Source organism: Bacteroides sp. 1_1_30 (genome assembly GCF_020982715.1).
GTDB classification, from domain to species: Bacteria; Bacteroidota; Bacteroidia; order Bacteroidales; family Bacteroidaceae; genus Bacteroides; species Bacteroides xylanisolvens.
This window is the reverse complement of sequence record NZ_JAJKHN010000107.1, coordinates 1-18,653: the sequence shown is the minus strand read 5'-3', so window position 1 is coordinate 18,653 and position 18,653 is coordinate 1. Positions and strand designations below refer to the sequence as shown.

Below are 18,653 nucleotides of genomic sequence, written 5' to 3'. Positions count from 1 at the left end.
ACAAGCCCTGAAAGGGCGGAACTGTATACAATTATGCCCTTTCAGGGCGCAAATTCAGATTGTCGTTTTTACGTAGGGCGTTGCCCTACGCTATATAATTAAGCCCTTTCAGGGCACTCCGCAAAATTATCATTTAGCTCATTTATATTCTGAAAAGAATTAAAACCGTCAAGAAACGAACTACTTTTAACGTCAGTTCGATGCAATATCTATCTGTATGACTTAACGGTCAGATACATTCTCCAAAGTTTCGGAAGGTTTGCCGCCCAAGAGCTTTTCCAAGTCACGTAATTGACGTTGATAATCCTGCAACATCTGACTGACAAAACCATGATAGCAAGAAGCTGATATCAGGAAGTTCGACCATTTTGCCCATTCTTCAAAAATCTTTTGACACTCTGTGCGAGGTGAATTTTGTAAAGAAAAGAAATGCAGGCAAGCCTTTTGCATCTCCGGCATCCCATTTTCCCATGAACGGTCGAGGTTGGTTAACGCTTTAATAAAATGTTTGATTTTGTGGTGTAACGCTCCCAGACGTTGTGATTCCGAACGATCGACTGATACGGTAGGGCATAGTCGTCGTGATTGGGCTAAATAAAACTGTTTTAGGTTTTCTTTTTCTTCCAGATTAGGAAAATTAGCTTCCTGCCGATTGCTTCGAACGGTTTTTACAGGTGCATTGTTTTGTTCTTCATGCATGATACAACGGTTTTAAGATAGGCGGGAATAAAAAAACGGTTCCGCCTTTCCCGTTGCATAACACTCCACAGAAGCTGGGGACGCATTAACGTTCCCCACGGGGGTACGAAACCGCGTATCTACGGCAGCAACAGGCATAAAAATGCCTGCTACTGGAGTTGAAGCAGGTTCACTGCTTCTGTGGGTATAAAATGTTATGCGTTGCAAATGTACGATAATTTTCGGAAGTCGCAAATTAAACGGCGCAAGAATCTGTATGAAAATTATGTGATGTTAAAGTGCTGTAGCCATTTCTGAAGCATGTATTAAAATTAAGTATAATGCATTTTTAATTTTGCAATGACAATGTATAAAGATAAACAGTACCTTTGCACAGTCTTTATATAAAAACACGTATTGTTATGGAACAACATCCGATAAAAATTAATAAAGTGCAGATACGCAATCTGCAAATAGAAGATTATGTACAGTTATCCCAATCGTTTACCCGTGTTTATTCTGACGGTAGCGATGTGTTTTGGACTCGTGAGCAGATACAGAAGTTGATTAAAATCTTTCCGGAGGGTCAGATCGTCACAGTCGTTGACGATAAAATAGTTGGTTGTGCTCTTTCTATTATTGTTGATTATGATAAAGTAAAGAACGACCATACGTATGCACAGGTTACGGGTAAGGAAACATTCAATACACATAATCCCAAAGGAAATATCCTGTATGGCATTGAAGTATTCATCCACCCGGGCTATCGTGGTTTGCGTCTCGCACGTCGTATGTATGAATATCGTAAGGAGCTTTGCGAAACATTGAATCTGAAAGCGATCATGTTTGGCGGACGTATCCCGAATTATCATAAATATGCTGACAAAATGCGTCCGAAAGAATATATCGAACGGGTACGTCAACGCGAGATTTATGATCCGGTACTTACTTTCCAGTTGTCGAATGACTTTCACGTTCGTAAGGTAATGACTAATTATCTGCCAAATGATGAAGAATCAAAACATTATGCCTGTTTGCTGCAATGGGATAATATCTATTATCAGCCACCTACACAGGAATATATCAGTCCCAAAACTACGGTTCGCGTAGGACTGGTGCAATGGCAGATGCGTAGTTATAAAACATTGGATGACCTGTTCGAACAAGTAGAATTCTTTGTGGACGCAGTATCTGATTATAAAAGTGATTTTGTTCTTTTCCCGGAATATTTCAATGCTCCTTTGATGTCGAAGTATAACGATAAGGGGGAATCGCAAGCCATTCGCGGATTGGCGAAATATACGGATGAAATTCGGGAACGGTTTATGAATCTGGCTATTAGCTATAATATCAACATTATAACTGGAAGTATGCCATACGTAAAAGAGGACGGATTGCTTTATAATGTAGGTTTCCTTTGCCGACGGGATGGAACCTACGAAATGTATGAAAAATTACACGTCACTCCCGATGAAATAAAAAGCTGGGGACTTAATGGTGGTAAACTTCTGAATACTTTTGACACAGACTGTGCAAAGATTGGAGTCTTGATTTGCTATGATGTCGAGTTTCCCGAACTTTCCCGCCTGATGGCAGATCAGGGGATGCAGATATTATTTGTTCCTTTCCTGACAGATACCCAGAATGCCTATTCCCGTGTTCGTGTTTGTGCGCAGGCACGTGCCATCGAGAATGAATGTTTTGTGGTCATTGCCGGAAGTGTCGGAAATCTTCCCCGTGTGCACAATATGGATATTCAATATGCCCAATCGGGGGTATTTACCCCATGCGACTTTGCTTTTCCAACGGACGGAAAGAGGGCAGAGGCAACTCCTAACACCGAAATGATTTTGGTATCGGATGTTGACCTGGATTTGCTGAACGAACTGCATACTTATGGTAGTGTACGCAACTTGAAAGACCGCAGGAATGACCTGTATGAGGTGAGATACAAGAAATAAAAAGAGTGACGCTATGCTGTCCGGATAGCGTCACTATATGCCTTGGATAGCGTCACTATCCGGGGCATATAGTGGCGCCCTTTTTATAGAATACTTTTTTATTTGGAAGATGTGCCACTCTCCAATATACTAACGATAGAAAACAGCGTAAAGCAAATAGCTCCGAGACCTACCAAAACACGTGCCGGAATGAAATAATCAGCATGTATAGTAGCAAGCTCGAATACAAAAGCCGCCAGGAACAGGCAAGCCAATGCCGTTAATACCGGAATCATAGGAATACGGTTGGCTAATTTGAATTCTTGCCTCCATATCTTAGCCAGCAGGATTACTTTGCTGGAAATACTGTAACATACTAATCCCAACCCGAGCATTATATATCCGGTGGTACCGTTTGCACTTCCGGAATCTGCCAAAATCACGAATAATCCCCATACAAAGGAGATAGATCCCATTAATAAAACCAGTTTCGGCCATTTATTCCGTTCTTTTTCTGAATAATCATTACGTATCTGACGTGCTATGGTAGCTACCAGCGCAATCAAACTGGTACAAATACATGCCAGACCGACCATTACATGTCCCACGACAAAATAAGCAGGATGAGAATGACTGTTGCCTAATAATACAAATGCCCATATCCATGCGATCAGCGAAACGATGATGGCAACAATGACCAATGCCCGTCTCTGATTAAGGGAAAAAGCTCCTTCCGGAACCTCATTACTTGTCGCTTTTGAATTTCCCGGAATTAAAGAGAATCGGGTAGAAGAGGTGGCGGCGGTAGCTACACAAGTGGTTATAAATCCAACACCGGTGATAACGTGTCCAGCAACAAATGCAGAGGTGGAAGTGGCATTACTGAAAATGCAGATACCTCCAATAATAGTAATGATGGCTGCCAGATAGCCTATGATCGGCAAAACATATTTGGCCGATTTATTATAAGTATGTATGATTTGCCGGATGATAGTGGCAGCCGTGCAAAACAGTGCAATGCATATCATACCGAGTGAAAACACAACAGGACCAGCCACAACACGACTCCCGTCATCTCCATAACCATAAATAAACGCTCCGTATCCGAAGCAAAAAATAGCCATCGCCAAAGGGATTGCTCTGAATAAAATGCTAATACCGTAATTCATAAGTTAAAGTGCTTTTAGGTTTCCCACTAAAACAAGGAGATACCTGTTTTGTTTAGGCTGTAGGCAGTTTATAATCGTTAACTTCACACGAATCCGATTAAAAGTCCTAGCTTTTTGCTCAACTAAACAAATGTTTTTGTAAATTTGCACCCTTAAAAATGGGGATACCCCTCAAATTGTAAATTGTAAATAGTAAAATCGTAGACAGCTATGGGTAAGAGATTTACTGAATATTCGCAGTTTGACCTTTCGCAGGTGAACAAAGATGTGCTGAAGAAATGGGACGAGAACCAGGTTTTCGCCAAGAGTATGACAGAACGTGATGGCTGTCCTTCGTTCGTGTTTTTCGAAGGACCTCCCTCGGCTAATGGTATGCCGGGTATTCACCATGTAATGGCTCGTACAATTAAGGACATTTTCTGTCGCTACAAAACGATGAAGGGTTATCAGGTGAAGCGTAAAGCCGGATGGGATACGCACGGACTGCCTGTGGAACTAAGTGTAGAAAAGGCATTAGGTATCACAAAAGAAGATATTGGTAAGAAAATCTCTGTTGCCGACTACAATGCGGCTTGTCGGAAAGACGTGATGAAATATACCAAGGAGTGGGAAGACCTGACTCATCGGATGGGATATTGGGTAGATATGAAGCATCCTTATATCACGTATGATAATCGCTATATTGAGACATTATGGTGGCTATTGAAGCAATTGCATAAAAAAGGATTGTTGTATAAAGGATATACGATTCAACCGTATTCACCGGCTGCAGGAACAGGATTGAGCTCACATGAGTTGAATCAACCGGGCTGTTATCGGGACGTAAAAGATACAACGGCCGTTGCCCAATTTAAAATGAAGAATCCTAAACCGGAAATGACGGAATGGGGAACTCCTTATTTTATCGCTTGGACAACTACTCCGTGGACGTTGCCTTCAAATACGGCACTCTGCGTAGGACCCAAAATAGACTATGTGGCTGTACAGTCTTACAACGCTTATACCGGAGAACCTATAACAGTGGTTCTGGCAAAAGCTTTATTGAATGTACACTTCAATGCAAAAGCTGCTGATCTGAAATTGGAGGACTACAAAGCCGGAGATAAACTTGTACCGTTTAAAGTGATTGCCGAATACAAAGGCACGGATCTTGTCGGTATGGAATATGAGCAGTTGATCCCTTGGGTGAAACCGGTTGAGGTATCCGAAGATGGCAACTGGAAGCCTAGTGATAAGGCTTTCCGTGTGATACCGGGTGATTATGTAACGACAGAAGACGGTACAGGTATCGTTCACATTGCACCTACATTTGGTGCGGATGATGCGAATGTGGCACGTGCTGCAGGAATCCCGTCATTGTTCATGATTAATAAGAAAGGCGAAACTCGTCCGATGGTGGATCTGACTGGTAAATTCTATCTGTTGAATGAGCTGGATGAGAATTTCGTAAAGGAATGTGTTGATGTAGATAAATACAAAGAATATCAGGGCGCATGGGTGAAAAATGCTTATGATCCTCAATTTATGGTGGATGGTAAATACGATGAGAAAGCTGCGCAAGCTGCCGAATCTTTGGATATTGTCATTGCCATGATGATGAAAGCAGACAACAAGGCTTTCAAGATAGAAAAGCATGTCCACAATTATCCGCACTGCTGGCGTACAGACAAACCGGTGCTTTATTATCCGTTGGATAGCTGGTTTATCCGTTCTACCGCTTGTAAGGAGCGAATGATGGAATTGAATAAAACCATCAACTGGAAACCGGAATCTACCGGAACCGGCCGTTTCGGCAAGTGGCTGGAAAATCTGAATGACTGGAACCTTAGCCGTTCTCGTTATTGGGGTACTCCATTACCTATTTGGCGTACAGAAGATAATACGGATGAGATATGCATCGAATCTGTAGAAGAACTTTATAATGAAATCGAGAAATCGGTAGCTGCCGGATTTATGAAATCCAATCCATACAAGGATAAAGGTTTCGTGCCGGGTCAATATTCGGAAGAAAATTATGATAAGATTGATCTTCACCGTCCTTATGTAGACGACGTCATATTGGTATCGAAAGATGGCAAACCGATGAAGCGTGAATCAGACTTGATTGATGTATGGTTCGATTCGGGTGCTATGCCATACGCGCAGATCCATTATCCGTTCGAAAATAAAGAACTGTTGGATAACCGTCAGGTATATCCGGCTGACTTTATCGCAGAAGGAGTAGACCAGACTCGTGGTTGGTTCTTTACCTTGCATGCTATCGCTACCATGGTATTTGACAGCGTGTCCTACAAAGCTGTTATCTCTAACGGTTTGGTACTCGATAAGAACGGTAACAAGATGTCCAAGCGTTTGAATAACGCTGTCGATCCGTTTACTACGATTGAAAAGTATGGTTCCGACCCGTTGCGTTGGTACATGATTACCAATTCTTCTCCATGGGATAACCTGAAATTTGACGTTGAAGGAGTGGAAGAGGTTCGCCGTAAATTCTTCGGTACCTTATATAATACGTATTCATTCTTTGCGCTTTATGCGAATGTAGACGGATTTGAGTATAAAGAAGCGGATGTACCGATGGCAGAACGTCCGGAGATCGACCGTTGGATCTTGTCTGTATTGAATACATTAATAAAGGAGGTAGATACATGCTATAATGAATATGAACCGACAAAGGCAGGACGTTTGATTTCTGATTTTGTGAATGATAATTTGTCCAACTGGTATGTTCGCCTGAATCGTAAACGTTTCTGGGGTGGTGAATTTACACAGGATAAATTGTCTGCTTATCAGACATTGTACACTTGTCTCGAAACAGTTGCCAAACTGATGGCTCCTGTATCTCCGTTCTATGCAGACCGGTTGTATACTGACTTGATTACAGCAACAGGACGCGACAATGTAGTTTCTGTCCATCTTGCCGAATTCCCGAAATATCAGGAAGAAATGATAGACAAGGAACTGGAAGCCCGCATGCAAATGGCACAGGATGTTACATCTATGGTGTTGGCATTGCGCCGCAAGGTGAATATCAAGGTACGCCAACCGCTGCAATGTATCATGGTTCCGGTGGTAGATGAAGAGCAGAAAGCTCATATCGAAGCTGTGAAGAACCTGATTATGAATGAAGTGAACGTAAAAGAAGTCAGATTCGTTGATGGTGCAGCCGGTGTATTGGTGAAAAAAGTGAAATGTGACTTTAAAAAGCTAGGCCCGAAATTTGGCAAGCAAATGAAAGCAGTAGCTGCTGCTGTTGCAGAAATGTCACAGGAAGCCATCGGTGAATTGGAGAAAAACGGAAAGTATACATTAAATCTGGATGGTGCGGAAGCTGTTATTGAAGCATCAGATGTCGAGATCTTTAGTGAAGATATTCCGGGATGGTTGGTTGCCAATGAAGGAAAACTGACAGTAGCGCTTGAAGTGACCATTACCGAAGAACTGCGTCGCGAGGGTATTGCCCGTGAACTGGTGAACCGTATTCAGAATATACGTAAGTCAAGCGGCTTCGAGATTACAGACAAAATAAAAATAACAATCTCGAAAAATACGCAAACAGATGATGCGGTAAATGAATATAATACTTATATTTGTAACCAGGTTTTAGGCACATCTCTTGAACTTGTAGATGAAGTGAAAGACGGAACAATGCTGGAGTTTGACGACTTCTCATTGTTTGTGAACGTGATAAAAGACTAATACTATATTGATTAACCTTTTAAAATTGTAAAGTTATGGCAGAAAAGACTAGATATTCGGATGCGGAACTCGAGGAATTCCGTGCCATTATTATGGAGAAACTGGAATTGGCACAACGTGACTATGAACAGTTGAAGAAAAGTTTGATGGGACTGGACGGTAATGATACCGACGATACATCTCCTACGTATAAAGTATTGGAAGAAGGTGCTAATACGCTCTCCAAGGAAGAAACGACCCGACTGGCACAACGTCAGCTGAAGTTTATCCAAGGATTACAAGCTGCTTTGGTACGTATTGAGAATAAAACGTACGGCATTTGCCGTGAAACCGGAAAGTTGATTCCGGCAGAGCGTCTGCGTGCTGTTCCTCATGCTACATTAAGCATTGAAGCAAAGAACAGTGGTAAAAAATAACAGATAGCAAGTAGGCTACAGGTAACGAGCTACAAGTAGCTGCGCAAAGTTTACGCACGGCACTTGTAGCTCGTTATGTTTAACTTATAATAAACACATGAAGAAACTATTCACGAAGGGGAGAATTGCCCTTCTCGTTATCTTTTCCGTATTGATTATTGACCAGATCATCAAGGTCTGGATTAAAACTCACATGTACTGGCACGAAAGTATACGTGTGACCGATTGGTTTTATATCTATTTCACCGAAAATAACGGGATGGCTTTCGGTATGGAAATCTTCGGTAAGTTATTCCTGACAACATTCCGCATTGTTGCGGTAGCATTGATAGGGTGGTATCTCTATAAAATCATAAAGAAAGGTTTTAAAACAGGTTATATCGTCTGTGTGGCTCTTATTCTGACCGGTGCTTTGGGAAACATCATAGATAGTGTGTTCTATGGAGTTATTTTCAATGAAAGCACTCATTCGCAGATTGCCAGTTTCATGCCCGAAGGTGGTGGATATTCTACCTGGTTTTACGGAAAAGTGGTGGATATGTTTTACTTTCCGATTATAGATACAAACTGGCCTACATGGATGCCGTTTGTAGGTGGAGAGCATTTTATATTCTTTAGTCCGATCTTTAATTTTGCAGATGCTGCTATCAGTTGCGGTATCATTGCCTTATTACTCTTTTATAGTAAATATTTGAATGAGTCTTATCATTCACTGGATAAAGATAAAAAGGAAGCTACGGATCATGAAAAATAAATTTCGGTTTCATCTGTGTCTCATCTGCATGTTCGTTTTTGCGGTAGCCGGGTGTAAAGTGAAAAGACCCAGTGATGTAATCTCGGAATCGAAGATGGAGAATTTGCTGTATGATTATCATGTGGCAAAGTCTATGGGAGATAATTTGCCTTATAGTGAGAATTATAAGAAAGCATTGTATATCGACGCCGTTTTCAAGAAATACGGGACTACACAAGCTGCATTTGATTCATCCATGGTTTGGTATACCCGTAACACAGAGATTTTATCGAAAATTTATGATAAGGTGAAAAAACGCTTGAAAGACGAACAGGAACTTGTTGGCGACCTGATAGCCAAGCGTGATAAGAAACCGAAAATGACTAAGCAGGGTGATAGCATCGATGTCTGGCCGTGGCAGCGTATGGTACGTTTGACCGGTGAAATGATGGATAATCAATATGTATTTACTTTGCCGACCGACTCTAACTACAAAGACCGGGATACATTGGTATGGGAAGTGCGGTATCGTTTCCTGGAGCCGATGCTTGCCGACTCTTTAAGAGGTGTCACTATGGCTATGCAGGTGATTTATGAAAAAGATACGATCAATCATTGGAAAATGGTGACTGAACCGGGTGTGCAACAAATTCGTTTGTTTGCAGACACATTAGGTTCGATGAAAGAAATAAAAGGTTTCATTTATTATCCGATGGATAGCCAGGAAAAAGGCGGGGCAGTATTGGCCGACCGTTTCATGATGACTCGTTATCATTGTACGGATACGCTCGCATTTGCTGTACGCGATTCTTTGAATAAGATAGAAGCATTGAAAGCAGATTCTTTGAAGAAGATAGCTACTAAAGAAAATGCCGACTCTTTACATAAGGTCATAGACAAGAATAAAGATGACATTCAGCGTCTGACACCGGAAGAGATGAACCGTCGTCGTACGGGAACTCATCGTGAGAAGAAGCCGGAGCAGATTCAGGTGGAACAGCATATCCAAAAGGAACGGATAGAGCAAAGAAAAGAACGCCAGATGAATCAACGCAGGAAGCAGCAACAAAGACGTTCAAACAACTGATTGTAATGAAACGTTTTGCTTCTCATTATTTGCTGATACCTGCCGTCGGATATATGAAGCAGCAGGTAGTGGAGATCACTGACGAAGGAGTTGTCCGAGGTGTGTTCCCATTGACCGAAGAGATTGAATCGGTTGAATGGATGCCGGGAGTGATTGTGCTGCTTTCTGAAAGTCAGGTGGAAGAAATAAAAAACACTGGGATGATTTTAAAAAACATCCCAGTGTTTCAAATCAATCTTCCCAGTGTTTCGAATCAATCTTCCCAATGTTTTAATGAGTATCTGCAGGAAGCAGAAAAGAAGGGGGAAGCTTTATTTCCTTATTTGTTTTATCCTTTTGATTTTACTTCCATGCAGCCTGTCGACGGAACTCGGCACAGATTACTGCGGTAGCAATGGCTACATTCAGAGACTCGGATGTCTCTTGGCCTGCCGGGTAATTGGGGATATATAATTTTCGGTTGATTAATGTGGCTACCTCTTTCCCTATGCCATTCCCTTCATTTCCCATTACGATCAAGCCATTGGCCGACAATGGTTGTTCATACATATTTTTTCCATCCAGGAACGTACCGAACACAGGAGTATCTCCGAGCGACCGGATAAAATCGGGGAGGGAAGTATAATGCACTTTCACCCGGGCAATTCCACCCATAGTGGCTTGTATAGTCTTAGGGTTATATACATCTACCGTATTCTGCGAGCAGATAATATGTTCGATGCCAAACCAGTCGGCCAGACGGATAATAGTACCCAGATTTCCGGGATCTTGTACATCGTCCAATGCAAGGCAAAGCGATGAACGAACTGCCTCCGGATCCAAAGTATATTGTGGTTGTTCGAAAATAGCAAGTACCTGTTGGGGAGTTTTCAATAAACTGGCCCGTGAAAGATCTTCCTGTGAAACTTCTACCAGTTCACTTGCGTCAATACCCGGATGCTCCTGAAACCAGAAGGGAGTGGCTGCTAAAAAACGACAGGGAAAATGTCCGAGTAAATCACCTACCAATTTAGGACCTTCAGCCAGAAATACCCGCTCTTCTTTACGTATTTTCTTCAGTTCCAGCGAGTGGATATACTTTATTTTGTTTTTACTTAATGATGCCATAGATTTGATATTCTTTTGCAAAGCTATAAAGATATTTCCAATCTATCCTTACTTTCTTCGTCTTTTTCTTAAATTATTTTCCCCGTCGGAAAATATAATTTATCTTTGTAGGCGCATTTTTCATGCTATCGATGTAAAACCGTATGAGGAGAAATTTTCTTTGTTTGCTTGCTTCTGCTGCTGTCTTGTCACTTGCTTCGTGTACTACCACTAAGTTTGTGCCGGATGGATCTTATCTGCTGGATGAAGTCAAAATTCGTACGGACCAAAAAAATATACGGCCTTCTTCCTTGCGCATGTATGTTCGCCAAAATCCTAATGCCAAGTGGTTCAGTCTGATAAAGACCCAACTTTATGTATACAATCTGTCGGGGCGTGATTCGACCAAATGGGGGAATAAGTTCTTGAGAAGAATAGGGGATGCTCCCGTAATATATAGCGAGGACGAAGCGCAACGTTCTGAAGAAGAGATCACTAAGGCTGTGCATAATATGGGATATATGGCGGCAACAGTGAAACGTTCGACCAAAGTAAAAAAGAAAAAGATCAAAGTCTATTATGACGTAACGGCAGGCAAGCCATACGTTGTTCAATCTATCAAATATGATATTTATGATCCTAAAATAGCTGCGCTTCTCAAACAGGATTCTGCCAGAAGTTTGCTGAAGGAAGGAATGTATTTTGATGTGAATGTATTGGATGCGGACAGGCAACGTATCACAAATAAGTTACTTCGGAACGGTTATTATAAGTTTAATAAGGATTATATCGGATATACTGCCGATACCGTTCGTAATACTTATAATGTAGATCTGACTCAACATTTGCAGATGTATAAAGCTCATGCGAATGATTCGGCAAGAGCACATCGGCAATATTGGATCAATAAGATTAATTTTATTACGGATTATGATGTTTTGCAGTCCTCGGCAATGAGCAGTGTGGACATCAATGATTCGGTTCATTATAAGGGATATCCGATTTATTATAAGGATAAACTTTATTTGCGCCCTAAAGTTCTCACGGATAATCTTCGGTTTGCTTCCGGCGACCTGTATAATGAGCGCGATGTGCAGCAGACCTATTCCAGTTTTGGACGTTTATCGGCATTGAAATATACGAATATCCGTTTTATTGAGACTCAAATAGGAGATTCAACGATGCTTGACTGCTATGTGATGCTGACCAAGAGCAAACATAAATCAGTGGCTTTCGAGGTAGAGGGAACTAATTCTGCCGGTGACTTGGGAGCGGCAGCTTCCGTCTCTTTCCAAAACAGGAACCTTTTTCGCGGATCAGAAACTTTTATGATAAAATTCCGTGGAGCGTATGAAGTCATTTCCGGACTTCAGGCAGGTTATTCGAATAATAACTATACAGAATACGGGGTAGAAACGAGTATCAACTTCCCTAATTTCCTGTTCCCTTTCATTTCCTCTGATTTTAAACGGAAAATCAGGGCGACAACAGAGTTTGGTTTGCAATATAATTATCAGTTGCGCCCGGAATTCCTGCGTACGATGGCTTCTGCCAACTGGAGCTACAAGTGGACGCAACGTCAGAAGATACAACACCGTATTGATTTGATTAATATTGCTTTTCTGTATTTGCCTCGTATCTCTGACAGGTTTAAAGAAGACTATATTAATAAAGGACAGAACCATATTTTCCAGTATAATTATCAGAATCGATTGATTGTAAATATGGGATATAGCTATAATTATAATAGCGTGGGAGGATCTATTATCAACAATACGATTGCTTCTAATTCATATTCCATCCGTTTTAATTTCGAGTCGGCGGGAAATATAATGTATGCCCTGTCTAAGGCTACCAATATTCGGAAGAATAGTAATGGTGAATACGCTATTTTGGGAATTCCTTATGCTCAATATTTGAAAGGAGAGTTTGATTTTGCCAAAAATATCAGAATCGACCATCGTAACTCTTTTGCGTTTCATGCCGGTGTAGGAATAGCTGTACCTTATGGAAATGCAAAAACGATTCCGTTTGAGAAACAATACTTCTCTGGTGGAGCCAATAGTGTTCGCGGATGGGCTGTTCGCGATTTGGGACCGGGTTCTTTTGCCGGAAATGGAAATTTGCTCGATCAATCGGGAGATATTAAGCTGGATGCCAGCATTGAATACCGAAGCAAATTATTCTGGAAATTTCAGGGAGCGGCATTTATTGATGCGGGTAATATCTGGACCATCCGGAGTTATGCCAACCAACCGGGAGGAGTTTTCAAGTTTGACAAGTTTTATAAGCAAATAGCCGTGGCCTATGGACTAGGGCTTCGCCTGGATTTAGATTTCTTTATCCTTCGTTTTGATGGAGGTATGAAAGCTGTCAATCCCGCCTATGAAACGAAGAAAGAACATTTCCCGATTATTCATCCTAAATTTAGTCGTGACTTTGCTTTCCATTTTGCTGTGGGATATCCTTTCTAACCAGCCATTTATTATTTTCTCTTACAAATTGGAGGGTATCTTGCAGAGAGCTCATATATTCTATTTTTCCTTCAACAGGATTAATGACGAATGTATTTTTTATTTGGCAAACAACCGTTGCTTCCTCTGAATTAGCATCTATCTCACTGGATATAACAGAAACTTTTGCAGCACCTCGTGTCTTGAGCTGATCCAGATGAGTTTGCCGTACATTAGACGCTAAAAAGCTAAGATAGGACAGGGAAGAAGGTGTACTCCATGCTTGGGCGGCCGGGTAATTGAAATTATAGAAGGCTTCGCAGAAATCTATAGCTGTTTGTTCTATTTGAGTTTGAGGAGTTTGTTGCTGGCAGGACAGACAAGTGAATATTAGGACAGAATAGATAAGTGTATATAGTTTATTCATAGTATAAAAAGATGCTGGATGGAAGATGAGATTGAAAAAGGAGATGAAACTACTTATTGAAGTTTCATCTCCTTCGTATTTCTTTTAATTTTTAGCGGGCGGCAAACATAAGATTGCTCATTGTAGCTTGGCGTGCTGCCAGCATACCTTGAGCATCCAACGTTACATTCATCTTTTCGCCATTCGGTAAGAACAAATCAGCAGTGCCGTCATTGTTCATTTTTACTAATTCAGCGCTTTCACCGTTTGCAACAACATTCCATGTGTTAGCTTCTTTGTTGTAGATCAAATCCATTGAAGCAGTTTCGCCTTCTTTAGTAATAGAATATCCATTCTCAAGAGTTTTCACCATGTAGTTGCCGTTCTCTCCTTTTACTTTCTTTACGTCACCTACATTAGCCATCGGGTTTGAACCACTCCAGAATTCGATAGAATTGATAACTAAAGCATCAGCCAGGTAAGCTACGCCATAAACCGGAACAATGTTGAAAGCAAGGAATACGAGTTCGTTTACAAACTTGTTTCCAACTGATTGATTCCAAGAAGACAGGCGGTTGAATAAACTGAATGATCCTACACAAGAACTGAATAATAAGCTACCGCTAAGCACTACTGCGACTAAAGTCAGTTTCCCTCTTTTCATGTTAAAACATTTTTGATTAATAAAAAATATTGATAATTTCTCTCATACAAGTATGCAAATATAATATTTTTTAATTAATCAGGGGGATTATTTCTAATTTTTGTATGCTCTTGATTTTCGTCTTGACAATTCGTTTCCTATGATATGGTCTATTGAAAATTTACCCGGACCGGCAATATACATCAATATGAATACCACTAAATAAATGAAAGCTAGCTCTTTAACAGCAAATACATCATTTGCGTGAACTACAAAGAAAGCTACTATCATCGTGAAAATCATCGGGATCATGGCTAAGCGATACAAGAAGCCTACAATAAATGCCATTGAACATACAAGTTCACCAAAAATAGCTAATCCGAGAGACAGGGGACTTCCTATTCCAAGCGGATCAGGAAATACAGTTGACAACTCTTGGAAACTACTCCATTTTTGGATACCATGGTTCATTAATAATATGCCGAAGATGATCCGGACAGCCAATAGCAACAAAGACACTTTTGTTGTATTCGATTTTGTGGGGAATAAGAAATCATAAATCATAAGTCGTTCTATTTTTAAGTTTATCTCTATTTATATAAACATAAAAAATCTTGAAATTGTTCTTTGCTGATAGCACAACTTGTAGAATCTCTGCCAGTTCTTCGGTTATTCCTTGTTTATGAATAAATAAACTTTGTATCTTTGTGGAAAATTCTAAAGATATGGCGCAACATACTTATGACAATGAAGCTGTTCAGGAGTTATTGAACTGGGCAAAAAAGATGATCGAAACAAAGAATTATCCAACTGAAAGATATCAGGTCAATCAATGTACTACAATTATTGATGGTAAATCGTATTTGGAATCGTTGATTGCTATGATTTCCAGAAACTGGGAAAATCCGACTTTTTATCCTACTATTGAGCAATTATGGGAGTTCAGGGAAAAGTGGGAAAACAAAGAATCGTAGTGAATGGCCGTTCCATGTTGGGAGATAAGTTATTTCATCATATAGAAATGCACTCTTAATCATGTCGGATAAGAGTGCATCATCTATTTTTTGTATATCTGTCGGCTTGCTATTTATCTATTTATTAGAAAGGCAGCCATCTTTTTTTCTTTTTTGATGGCGTTTTTTCCTCTTCTCCGTTTGGGCCATAGACATCTGCAAACGTCTTTTTCTCTTTAATCATTGCATAAATGACTCCCCAATCCGGCAAACCGCCTAAGTTCCGGTCGTCAATGAACATATCAGCTTTCAACTTTCGTGAAAATCCCTGATGGCCTTTTTGCTCTTCAGGATAATCCTTATTAACGGCATAAAATTCTAAACCTCTGGCTTTGCACCATTCGACAGCTTCGTCCAAAAGTGCCCCTTCACGCACACTCCATAGTATTAAACGATGCTTTTCTTGTTGCAATAACTTCAATGTGTCAACAGCGAATGGAATTTCTTCACCAATGCGTGGATAACGATGCTCTACAATCGTTCCGTCAAAATCAACAGCTATAATCATAGTTTTTAATTACCTAATTTTGAACAAAGATACGGACAGTAAGCCAAAAAAACGTATCTTTGTCTCAAATTAACATTTTAATAAATTAATAAATACATGAACAATTCCCCTCAGCGTGCTGCTAAAGGCTTTACGAGAGCATTTTGGGTCAGCAACACAGTCGAACTGTTTGAGCGTATGGCATATTATGCCGTTTTCATCGTTCTCACTATTTATCTATCTTCCATTTTAGGTTTTAATGATTTTGAAGCAAGTATGATTTCCGGGCTTTTTTCCGGCGGGTTATATCTGCTTCCTATTTTTTCCGGTGCTTATGCTGATAAGATAGGTTTCCGGAAGTCAATGATTATAGCATTTTCCTTATTATCCGTCGGATATTTAGGATTGGGAGTATTGCCTACTTTGCTGGAAGCTGCCGGCTTGGTTAGTTATGGCGTCACTACTCAATTTAATGGTTTGCCCGATAGCTATACCCGGTGGATTATTGTGCCGGTCTTGTTTGTACTTATGGTGGGAGGTTCCTTCATTAAGTCCATCATTTCTGCATCTGTGGCCAAAGAAACAACGGAGGCAACGCGTGCGCGTGGTTATTCCATCTTTTATATGATGGTAAATGTAGGTGCTTTTACCGGTAAAACAATTATCGATCCTTTGCGTAATGTTATTGGTGAGCAGGCGTATATCTATATTAATTATTTCTCCGGTGCGATGACAATTATTGCTTTGCTTGCTGTTATTCTCCTTTATAAATCAACGCACACGGCTGGTGAAGGAAAAAGTCTCCGTGAGATTGGGCAAGGATTTATGCGCATCATCACCAACTGGCGTTTATTGATTCTTATTCTGATTGTTACAGGGTTCTGGATGGTGCAACAGCAACTTTACGCCACTATGCCTAAATATGTGATCCGATTGGCCGGCGAGACGGCGAAACCGGGCTGGATTGCTAATGTGAATCCTTTTGTGGTGGTTTGTTGCGTTAGCTTTATCACGCGTTTGATGGCAAAACGCAGTGCGATTACTTCGATGAATGTGGGAATGTTTTTGATTCCTTTTTCGGCGTTGCTGATGGCATGTGGAAATTTGCTGGGAAATGATCTTATTACAGGCATGAGCAATATTACCCTGATGATGATTGCAGGTATAGTGGTACAGGCACTTGCCGAATGTTTTATTTCGCCGCGTTATCTGGAGTATTTCTCTTTGCAGGCTCCTAAAGGCGAAGAAGGAATGTATTTAGGATTCAGTCATTTACATTCCTTTCTTTCTTCCATCTTTGGTTTTGGCCTGGCGGGAATTTTGCTTACCAAATACTGTCCGGATCCTGCTTTGTTCGAGACACGGGCGGCATGGGAGGCAGCTAGCGCAAATGCCCATTATATATGGTATTACTTTGCTGCTATTGGCCTGATTGCCGCTGTAGCGCTACTATTATTTGCGAAAATCACCGAATCCATCGACAAAAAGAAGGAATCTTCTCGGTAATTCTATTCTTTTTTATGTATATTTGCCGTCACTTTGCTGTAAAAGTTGACGGCATTTTGCATTTTAATAAAGAGGATAAAACATGAAAGTAAAATTTATAAGCCTGGCGAGTGGCAGTAGTGGGAACTGTTATTATCTGGGTACTGAAACCTATGGAATACTGATAGATGCCGGAATCGGCATACGTACTATCAAAAAAACACTGAAAGATTATAATATCTTGATGGATAGTATTCGTGCGGTATTTATAACGCACGATCATGCTGACCATATCAAAGCTGTGGGTAATCTGGGAGAAAAATTGAATATTCCTGTTTATACAACCGCACGTATTCATGCTGGAATTAATCGTAGCTATTGTATGACGGAGAAATTGAGTTCGTCAGTTCGTTACCTGGAAAAGCAAGAGCCGATGACTTTGGAGGATTTCCATATCGAATCTTTTGAAGTGCCGCATGATGGAACGGACAATGTGGGGTACTGCATTGAAATCGACGGCAAAGTCTTTTCTTTCTTAACGGACCTTGGAGAAATTACTCCTACAGCTGCCCATTATATCAGTAAGGCCCATTATCTGATACTTGAAGCTAACTATGATGAGGAAATGCTCAAAATGGGGCCTTATCCTCAATATTTGAAGGAGCGGATTGCAAGTAAGACCGGCCACATGAGTAACTCTGATACTGCGGAGTTTTTAGCGGAAAATATCACTGAACATTTGCGCTATATCTGGTTGTGTCATTTGAGTAAAGACAATAATCATCCGGAGCTAGCTTATAAAACGGTGGAATGGAAATTAAAGAACAAAGGTATTCTTGTAGGTAAAGATGTGCAACTACTTGCTTTAAAGCGAAATACGCCTTCCGAGCTTTATGTGTTCGAATAAAGACGAAAAAAAGATAGTAAAAAAGCTGCATGATTGTTTGGTCAAATAAAATAAAAGACCTACTTTTGCAACCGCAAACGAGGAATTAAGCACTCTTAGCTCAGTTGGTAGAGCAACTGACTCTTAATCAGTGGGTCCAGGGTTCGAATCCCTGAGGGTGTACAAATTCAAGGTTGCAATAAAAATAATATGTTGCACTCTTAGCTCAGCTGGTAGAGCAATTGACTCTTAATCAATGGGTCCAGGGTTCGAGTCCCTGAGGGTGTACTAAAAAGAGGTAACTAAGGTTGCCTCTTTTTTTGTATATCAATACTTGAATGATAATAAGGAATAAAAACGATGGAATACCTATATTTATTGCCCATAGTATTCATGGGTCAGTCCGAAAACCCTGTGGATATGTTATGTTAATACGCGCAAGTGAACTATCTTTGCGGAAGATTAAAAAAAT

The 18,653-nt window shown here is 40.6% G+C and carries 17 protein-coding genes and 2 tRNA genes; 12 read left to right on the top strand and 7 right to left on the bottom strand.

What is annotated here, in order from left to right; genetic code table 11:
* Nucleotides 1–222 precede the first annotated feature (222 nt).
* A complete protein-coding gene (locus LPH68_RS22785) occupies nt 223–699 on the bottom strand; it encodes a hypothetical protein (protein ID WP_004303307.1) in 477 nt (158 codons plus the stop codon).
* Nucleotides 700–1,100: 401 nt separating this feature from the next.
* Here LPH68_RS22785 and LPH68_RS22780 point away from each other — a divergent pair, with 401 nt between their 5' ends.
* Nucleotides 1,101–2,639, top strand: coding sequence for a carbon-nitrogen hydrolase family protein (locus LPH68_RS22780; RefSeq protein ID WP_004295880.1), 1,539 nt, complete (start codon nt 1,101–1,103; stop codon nt 2,637–2,639).
* Nucleotides 2,640–2,737: 98 nt separating this feature from the next.
* Here the strand turns inward: LPH68_RS22780 and LPH68_RS22775 are convergent, their stop codons facing one another.
* On the bottom strand, nt 2,738–3,787 hold the full coding sequence (locus tag LPH68_RS22775) for a DUF2776 domain-containing protein (protein ID WP_117811554.1): 1,050 nt from the start codon (nt 3,785–3,787) through the stop codon (nt 2,738–2,740).
* 210 nt (nt 3,788–3,997) lie between these two features.
* Between LPH68_RS22775 and ileS the strand changes: the two genes are divergently transcribed.
* From ileS to LPH68_RS22750, 5 genes are all read left to right on the top strand, one after another.
* Entirely contained in the window at nt 3,998–7,486 is a 3,489-nt protein-coding gene (gene ileS / locus LPH68_RS22770; protein WP_004311814.1) for an isoleucine--tRNA ligase, read from the top strand.
* Nucleotides 7,487–7,521: 35 nt separating this feature from the next.
* Entirely contained in the window at nt 7,522–7,902 is a 381-nt protein-coding gene (locus LPH68_RS22765) for a TraR/DksA C4-type zinc finger protein (RefSeq protein ID WP_004295883.1), read from the top strand.
* Between the two features lie 97 nt (nt 7,903–7,999).
* Nucleotides 8,000–8,656 carry a lipoprotein signal peptidase gene (locus LPH68_RS22760; protein ID WP_004295884.1) on the top strand — a complete coding sequence of 219 codons (657 nt, stop codon included), beginning with the start codon at nt 8,000–8,002 and terminating at the stop codon, nt 8,654–8,656.
* Entirely contained in the window at nt 8,646–9,722 is a 1,077-nt protein-coding gene (locus tag LPH68_RS22755) for a DUF4296 domain-containing protein (RefSeq protein ID WP_151923569.1), read from the top strand. The genes LPH68_RS22760 and LPH68_RS22755 overlap by 11 nt, the downstream gene beginning before the upstream one ends.
* 5 nt (nt 9,723–9,727) lie before the next feature.
* The gene (locus LPH68_RS22750) at nt 9,728–10,114 is read left to right on the top strand and encodes a hypothetical protein (protein ID WP_009041255.1); all 387 of its coding nucleotides are present in this window, start codon (nt 9,728–9,730) and stop codon (nt 10,112–10,114) included.
* Here the strand turns inward: LPH68_RS22750 and LPH68_RS22745 are convergent.
* Nucleotides 10,065–10,829 (bottom strand): RNA methyltransferase, encoded by a 765-nt coding sequence (locus LPH68_RS22745; RefSeq protein WP_149952991.1) that lies wholly within the window; start codon nt 10,827–10,829, stop codon nt 10,065–10,067. The genes LPH68_RS22750 and LPH68_RS22745 overlap by 50 nt on opposite strands.
* A gap of 143 nt (nt 10,830–10,972) precedes the next feature.
* Here LPH68_RS22745 and LPH68_RS22740 point away from each other — a divergent pair, with 143 nt between their 5' ends.
* Entirely contained in the window at nt 10,973–13,282 is a 2,310-nt protein-coding gene (locus LPH68_RS22740; RefSeq protein WP_008022444.1) for a BamA/TamA family outer membrane protein, read from the top strand.
* Here the strand turns inward: LPH68_RS22740 and LPH68_RS22735 are convergent.
* From LPH68_RS22735 to LPH68_RS22725, 3 genes are all read right to left on the bottom strand, one after another.
* Complete coding sequence (locus LPH68_RS22735) at nt 13,236–13,688, bottom strand: hypothetical protein (protein WP_118219886.1); 453 nt, start codon at nt 13,686–13,688, stop codon at nt 13,236–13,238. The genes LPH68_RS22740 and LPH68_RS22735 overlap by 47 nt on opposite strands.
* 91 nt (nt 13,689–13,779) lie before the next feature.
* Nucleotides 13,780–14,331 carry a DUF3332 domain-containing protein gene (locus LPH68_RS22730; protein WP_004316429.1) on the bottom strand — a complete coding sequence of 184 codons (552 nt, stop codon included), beginning with the start codon at nt 14,329–14,331 and terminating at the stop codon, nt 13,780–13,782.
* Between the two features lie 93 nt (nt 14,332–14,424).
* On the bottom strand, nt 14,425–14,874 hold the full coding sequence (locus LPH68_RS22725) for a DoxX family protein (protein WP_004316430.1): 450 nt from the start codon (nt 14,872–14,874) through the stop codon (nt 14,425–14,427).
* 161 nt (nt 14,875–15,035) lie between these two features.
* Here LPH68_RS22725 and LPH68_RS22720 point away from each other — a divergent pair, with 161 nt between their 5' ends.
* Entirely contained in the window at nt 15,036–15,284 is a 249-nt protein-coding gene (locus tag LPH68_RS22720; protein ID WP_032811765.1) for a hypothetical protein, read from the top strand.
* A 124-nt stretch (nt 15,285–15,408) separates the two neighbouring features.
* Here the strand turns inward: LPH68_RS22720 and LPH68_RS22715 are convergent, their stop codons facing one another.
* Entirely contained in the window at nt 15,409–15,831 is a 423-nt protein-coding gene (locus LPH68_RS22715; protein ID WP_087323248.1) for a BT0820 family HAD-type phosphatase, read from the bottom strand.
* Between the two features lie 96 nt (nt 15,832–15,927).
* Between LPH68_RS22715 and LPH68_RS22710 the strand changes: the two genes are divergently transcribed.
* The 4 genes from LPH68_RS22710 to LPH68_RS22695 all read left to right on the top strand — a co-directional run bounded on the left by LPH68_RS22710 (nt 15,928) and on the right by LPH68_RS22695 (nt 18,469).
* Nucleotides 15,928–17,316 carry a peptide MFS transporter gene (locus tag LPH68_RS22710; RefSeq protein WP_117685435.1) on the top strand — a complete coding sequence of 463 codons (1,389 nt, stop codon included), beginning with the start codon at nt 15,928–15,930 and terminating at the stop codon, nt 17,314–17,316.
* Nucleotides 17,317–17,398: 82 nt separating this feature from the next.
* Nucleotides 17,399–18,202, top strand: a complete 804-nt coding sequence (locus tag LPH68_RS22705; RefSeq protein WP_004316193.1) for an MBL fold metallo-hydrolase — start codon at nt 17,399–17,401, stop codon at nt 18,200–18,202.
* 89 nt (nt 18,203–18,291) lie between these two features.
* Nucleotides 18,292–18,364, top strand: a tRNA-Lys gene (locus LPH68_RS22700).
* 32 nt (nt 18,365–18,396) lie between these two features.
* A tRNA-Lys gene (locus tag LPH68_RS22695) sits at nt 18,397–18,469 on the top strand.
* The last annotated feature ends 184 nt before the right edge of the window (nt 18,470–18,653 follow it).

Coding starts and splice junctions, on each gene's coding strand:
- LPH68_RS22785 (WP_004303307.1), bottom strand. CDS start 699: ATGCATGAAGAACAAAACAATGCACCTGTAAAAACCGTTCGAAGCAAT.
- LPH68_RS22780 (WP_004295880.1), top strand. CDS start 1,101: ATGGAACAACATCCGATAAAAATTAATAAAGTGCAGATACGCAATCTG.
- LPH68_RS22775 (WP_117811554.1), bottom strand. CDS start 3,787: ATGAATTACGGTATTAGCATTTTATTCAGAGCAATCCCTTTGGCGATG.
- ileS (WP_004311814.1), top strand. CDS start 3,998: ATGGGTAAGAGATTTACTGAATATTCGCAGTTTGACCTTTCGCAGGTG.
- LPH68_RS22765 (WP_004295883.1), top strand. CDS start 7,522: ATGGCAGAAAAGACTAGATATTCGGATGCGGAACTCGAGGAATTCCGT.
- LPH68_RS22760 (WP_004295884.1), top strand. CDS start 8,000: ATGAAGAAACTATTCACGAAGGGGAGAATTGCCCTTCTCGTTATCTTT.
- LPH68_RS22755 (WP_151923569.1), top strand. CDS start 8,646: ATGAAAAATAAATTTCGGTTTCATCTGTGTCTCATCTGCATGTTCGTT.
- LPH68_RS22750 (WP_009041255.1), top strand. CDS start 9,728: ATGAAACGTTTTGCTTCTCATTATTTGCTGATACCTGCCGTCGGATAT.
- LPH68_RS22745 (WP_149952991.1), bottom strand. CDS start 10,829: ATGGCATCATTAAGTAAAAACAAAATAAAGTATATCCACTCGCTGGAA.
- LPH68_RS22740 (WP_008022444.1), top strand. CDS start 10,973: ATGAGGAGAAATTTTCTTTGTTTGCTTGCTTCTGCTGCTGTCTTGTCA.
- LPH68_RS22735 (WP_118219886.1), bottom strand. CDS start 13,688: ATGAATAAACTATATACACTTATCTATTCTGTCCTAATATTCACTTGT.
- LPH68_RS22730 (WP_004316429.1), bottom strand. CDS start 14,331: ATGAAAAGAGGGAAACTGACTTTAGTCGCAGTAGTGCTTAGCGGTAGC.
- LPH68_RS22725 (WP_004316430.1), bottom strand. CDS start 14,874: ATGATTTATGATTTCTTATTCCCCACAAAATCGAATACAACAAAAGTG.
- LPH68_RS22720 (WP_032811765.1), top strand. CDS start 15,036: ATGGCGCAACATACTTATGACAATGAAGCTGTTCAGGAGTTATTGAAC.
- LPH68_RS22715 (WP_087323248.1), bottom strand. CDS start 15,831: ATGATTATAGCTGTTGATTTTGACGGAACGATTGTAGAGCATCGTTAT.
- LPH68_RS22710 (WP_117685435.1), top strand. CDS start 15,928: ATGAACAATTCCCCTCAGCGTGCTGCTAAAGGCTTTACGAGAGCATTT.
- LPH68_RS22705 (WP_004316193.1), top strand. CDS start 17,399: ATGAAAGTAAAATTTATAAGCCTGGCGAGTGGCAGTAGTGGGAACTGT.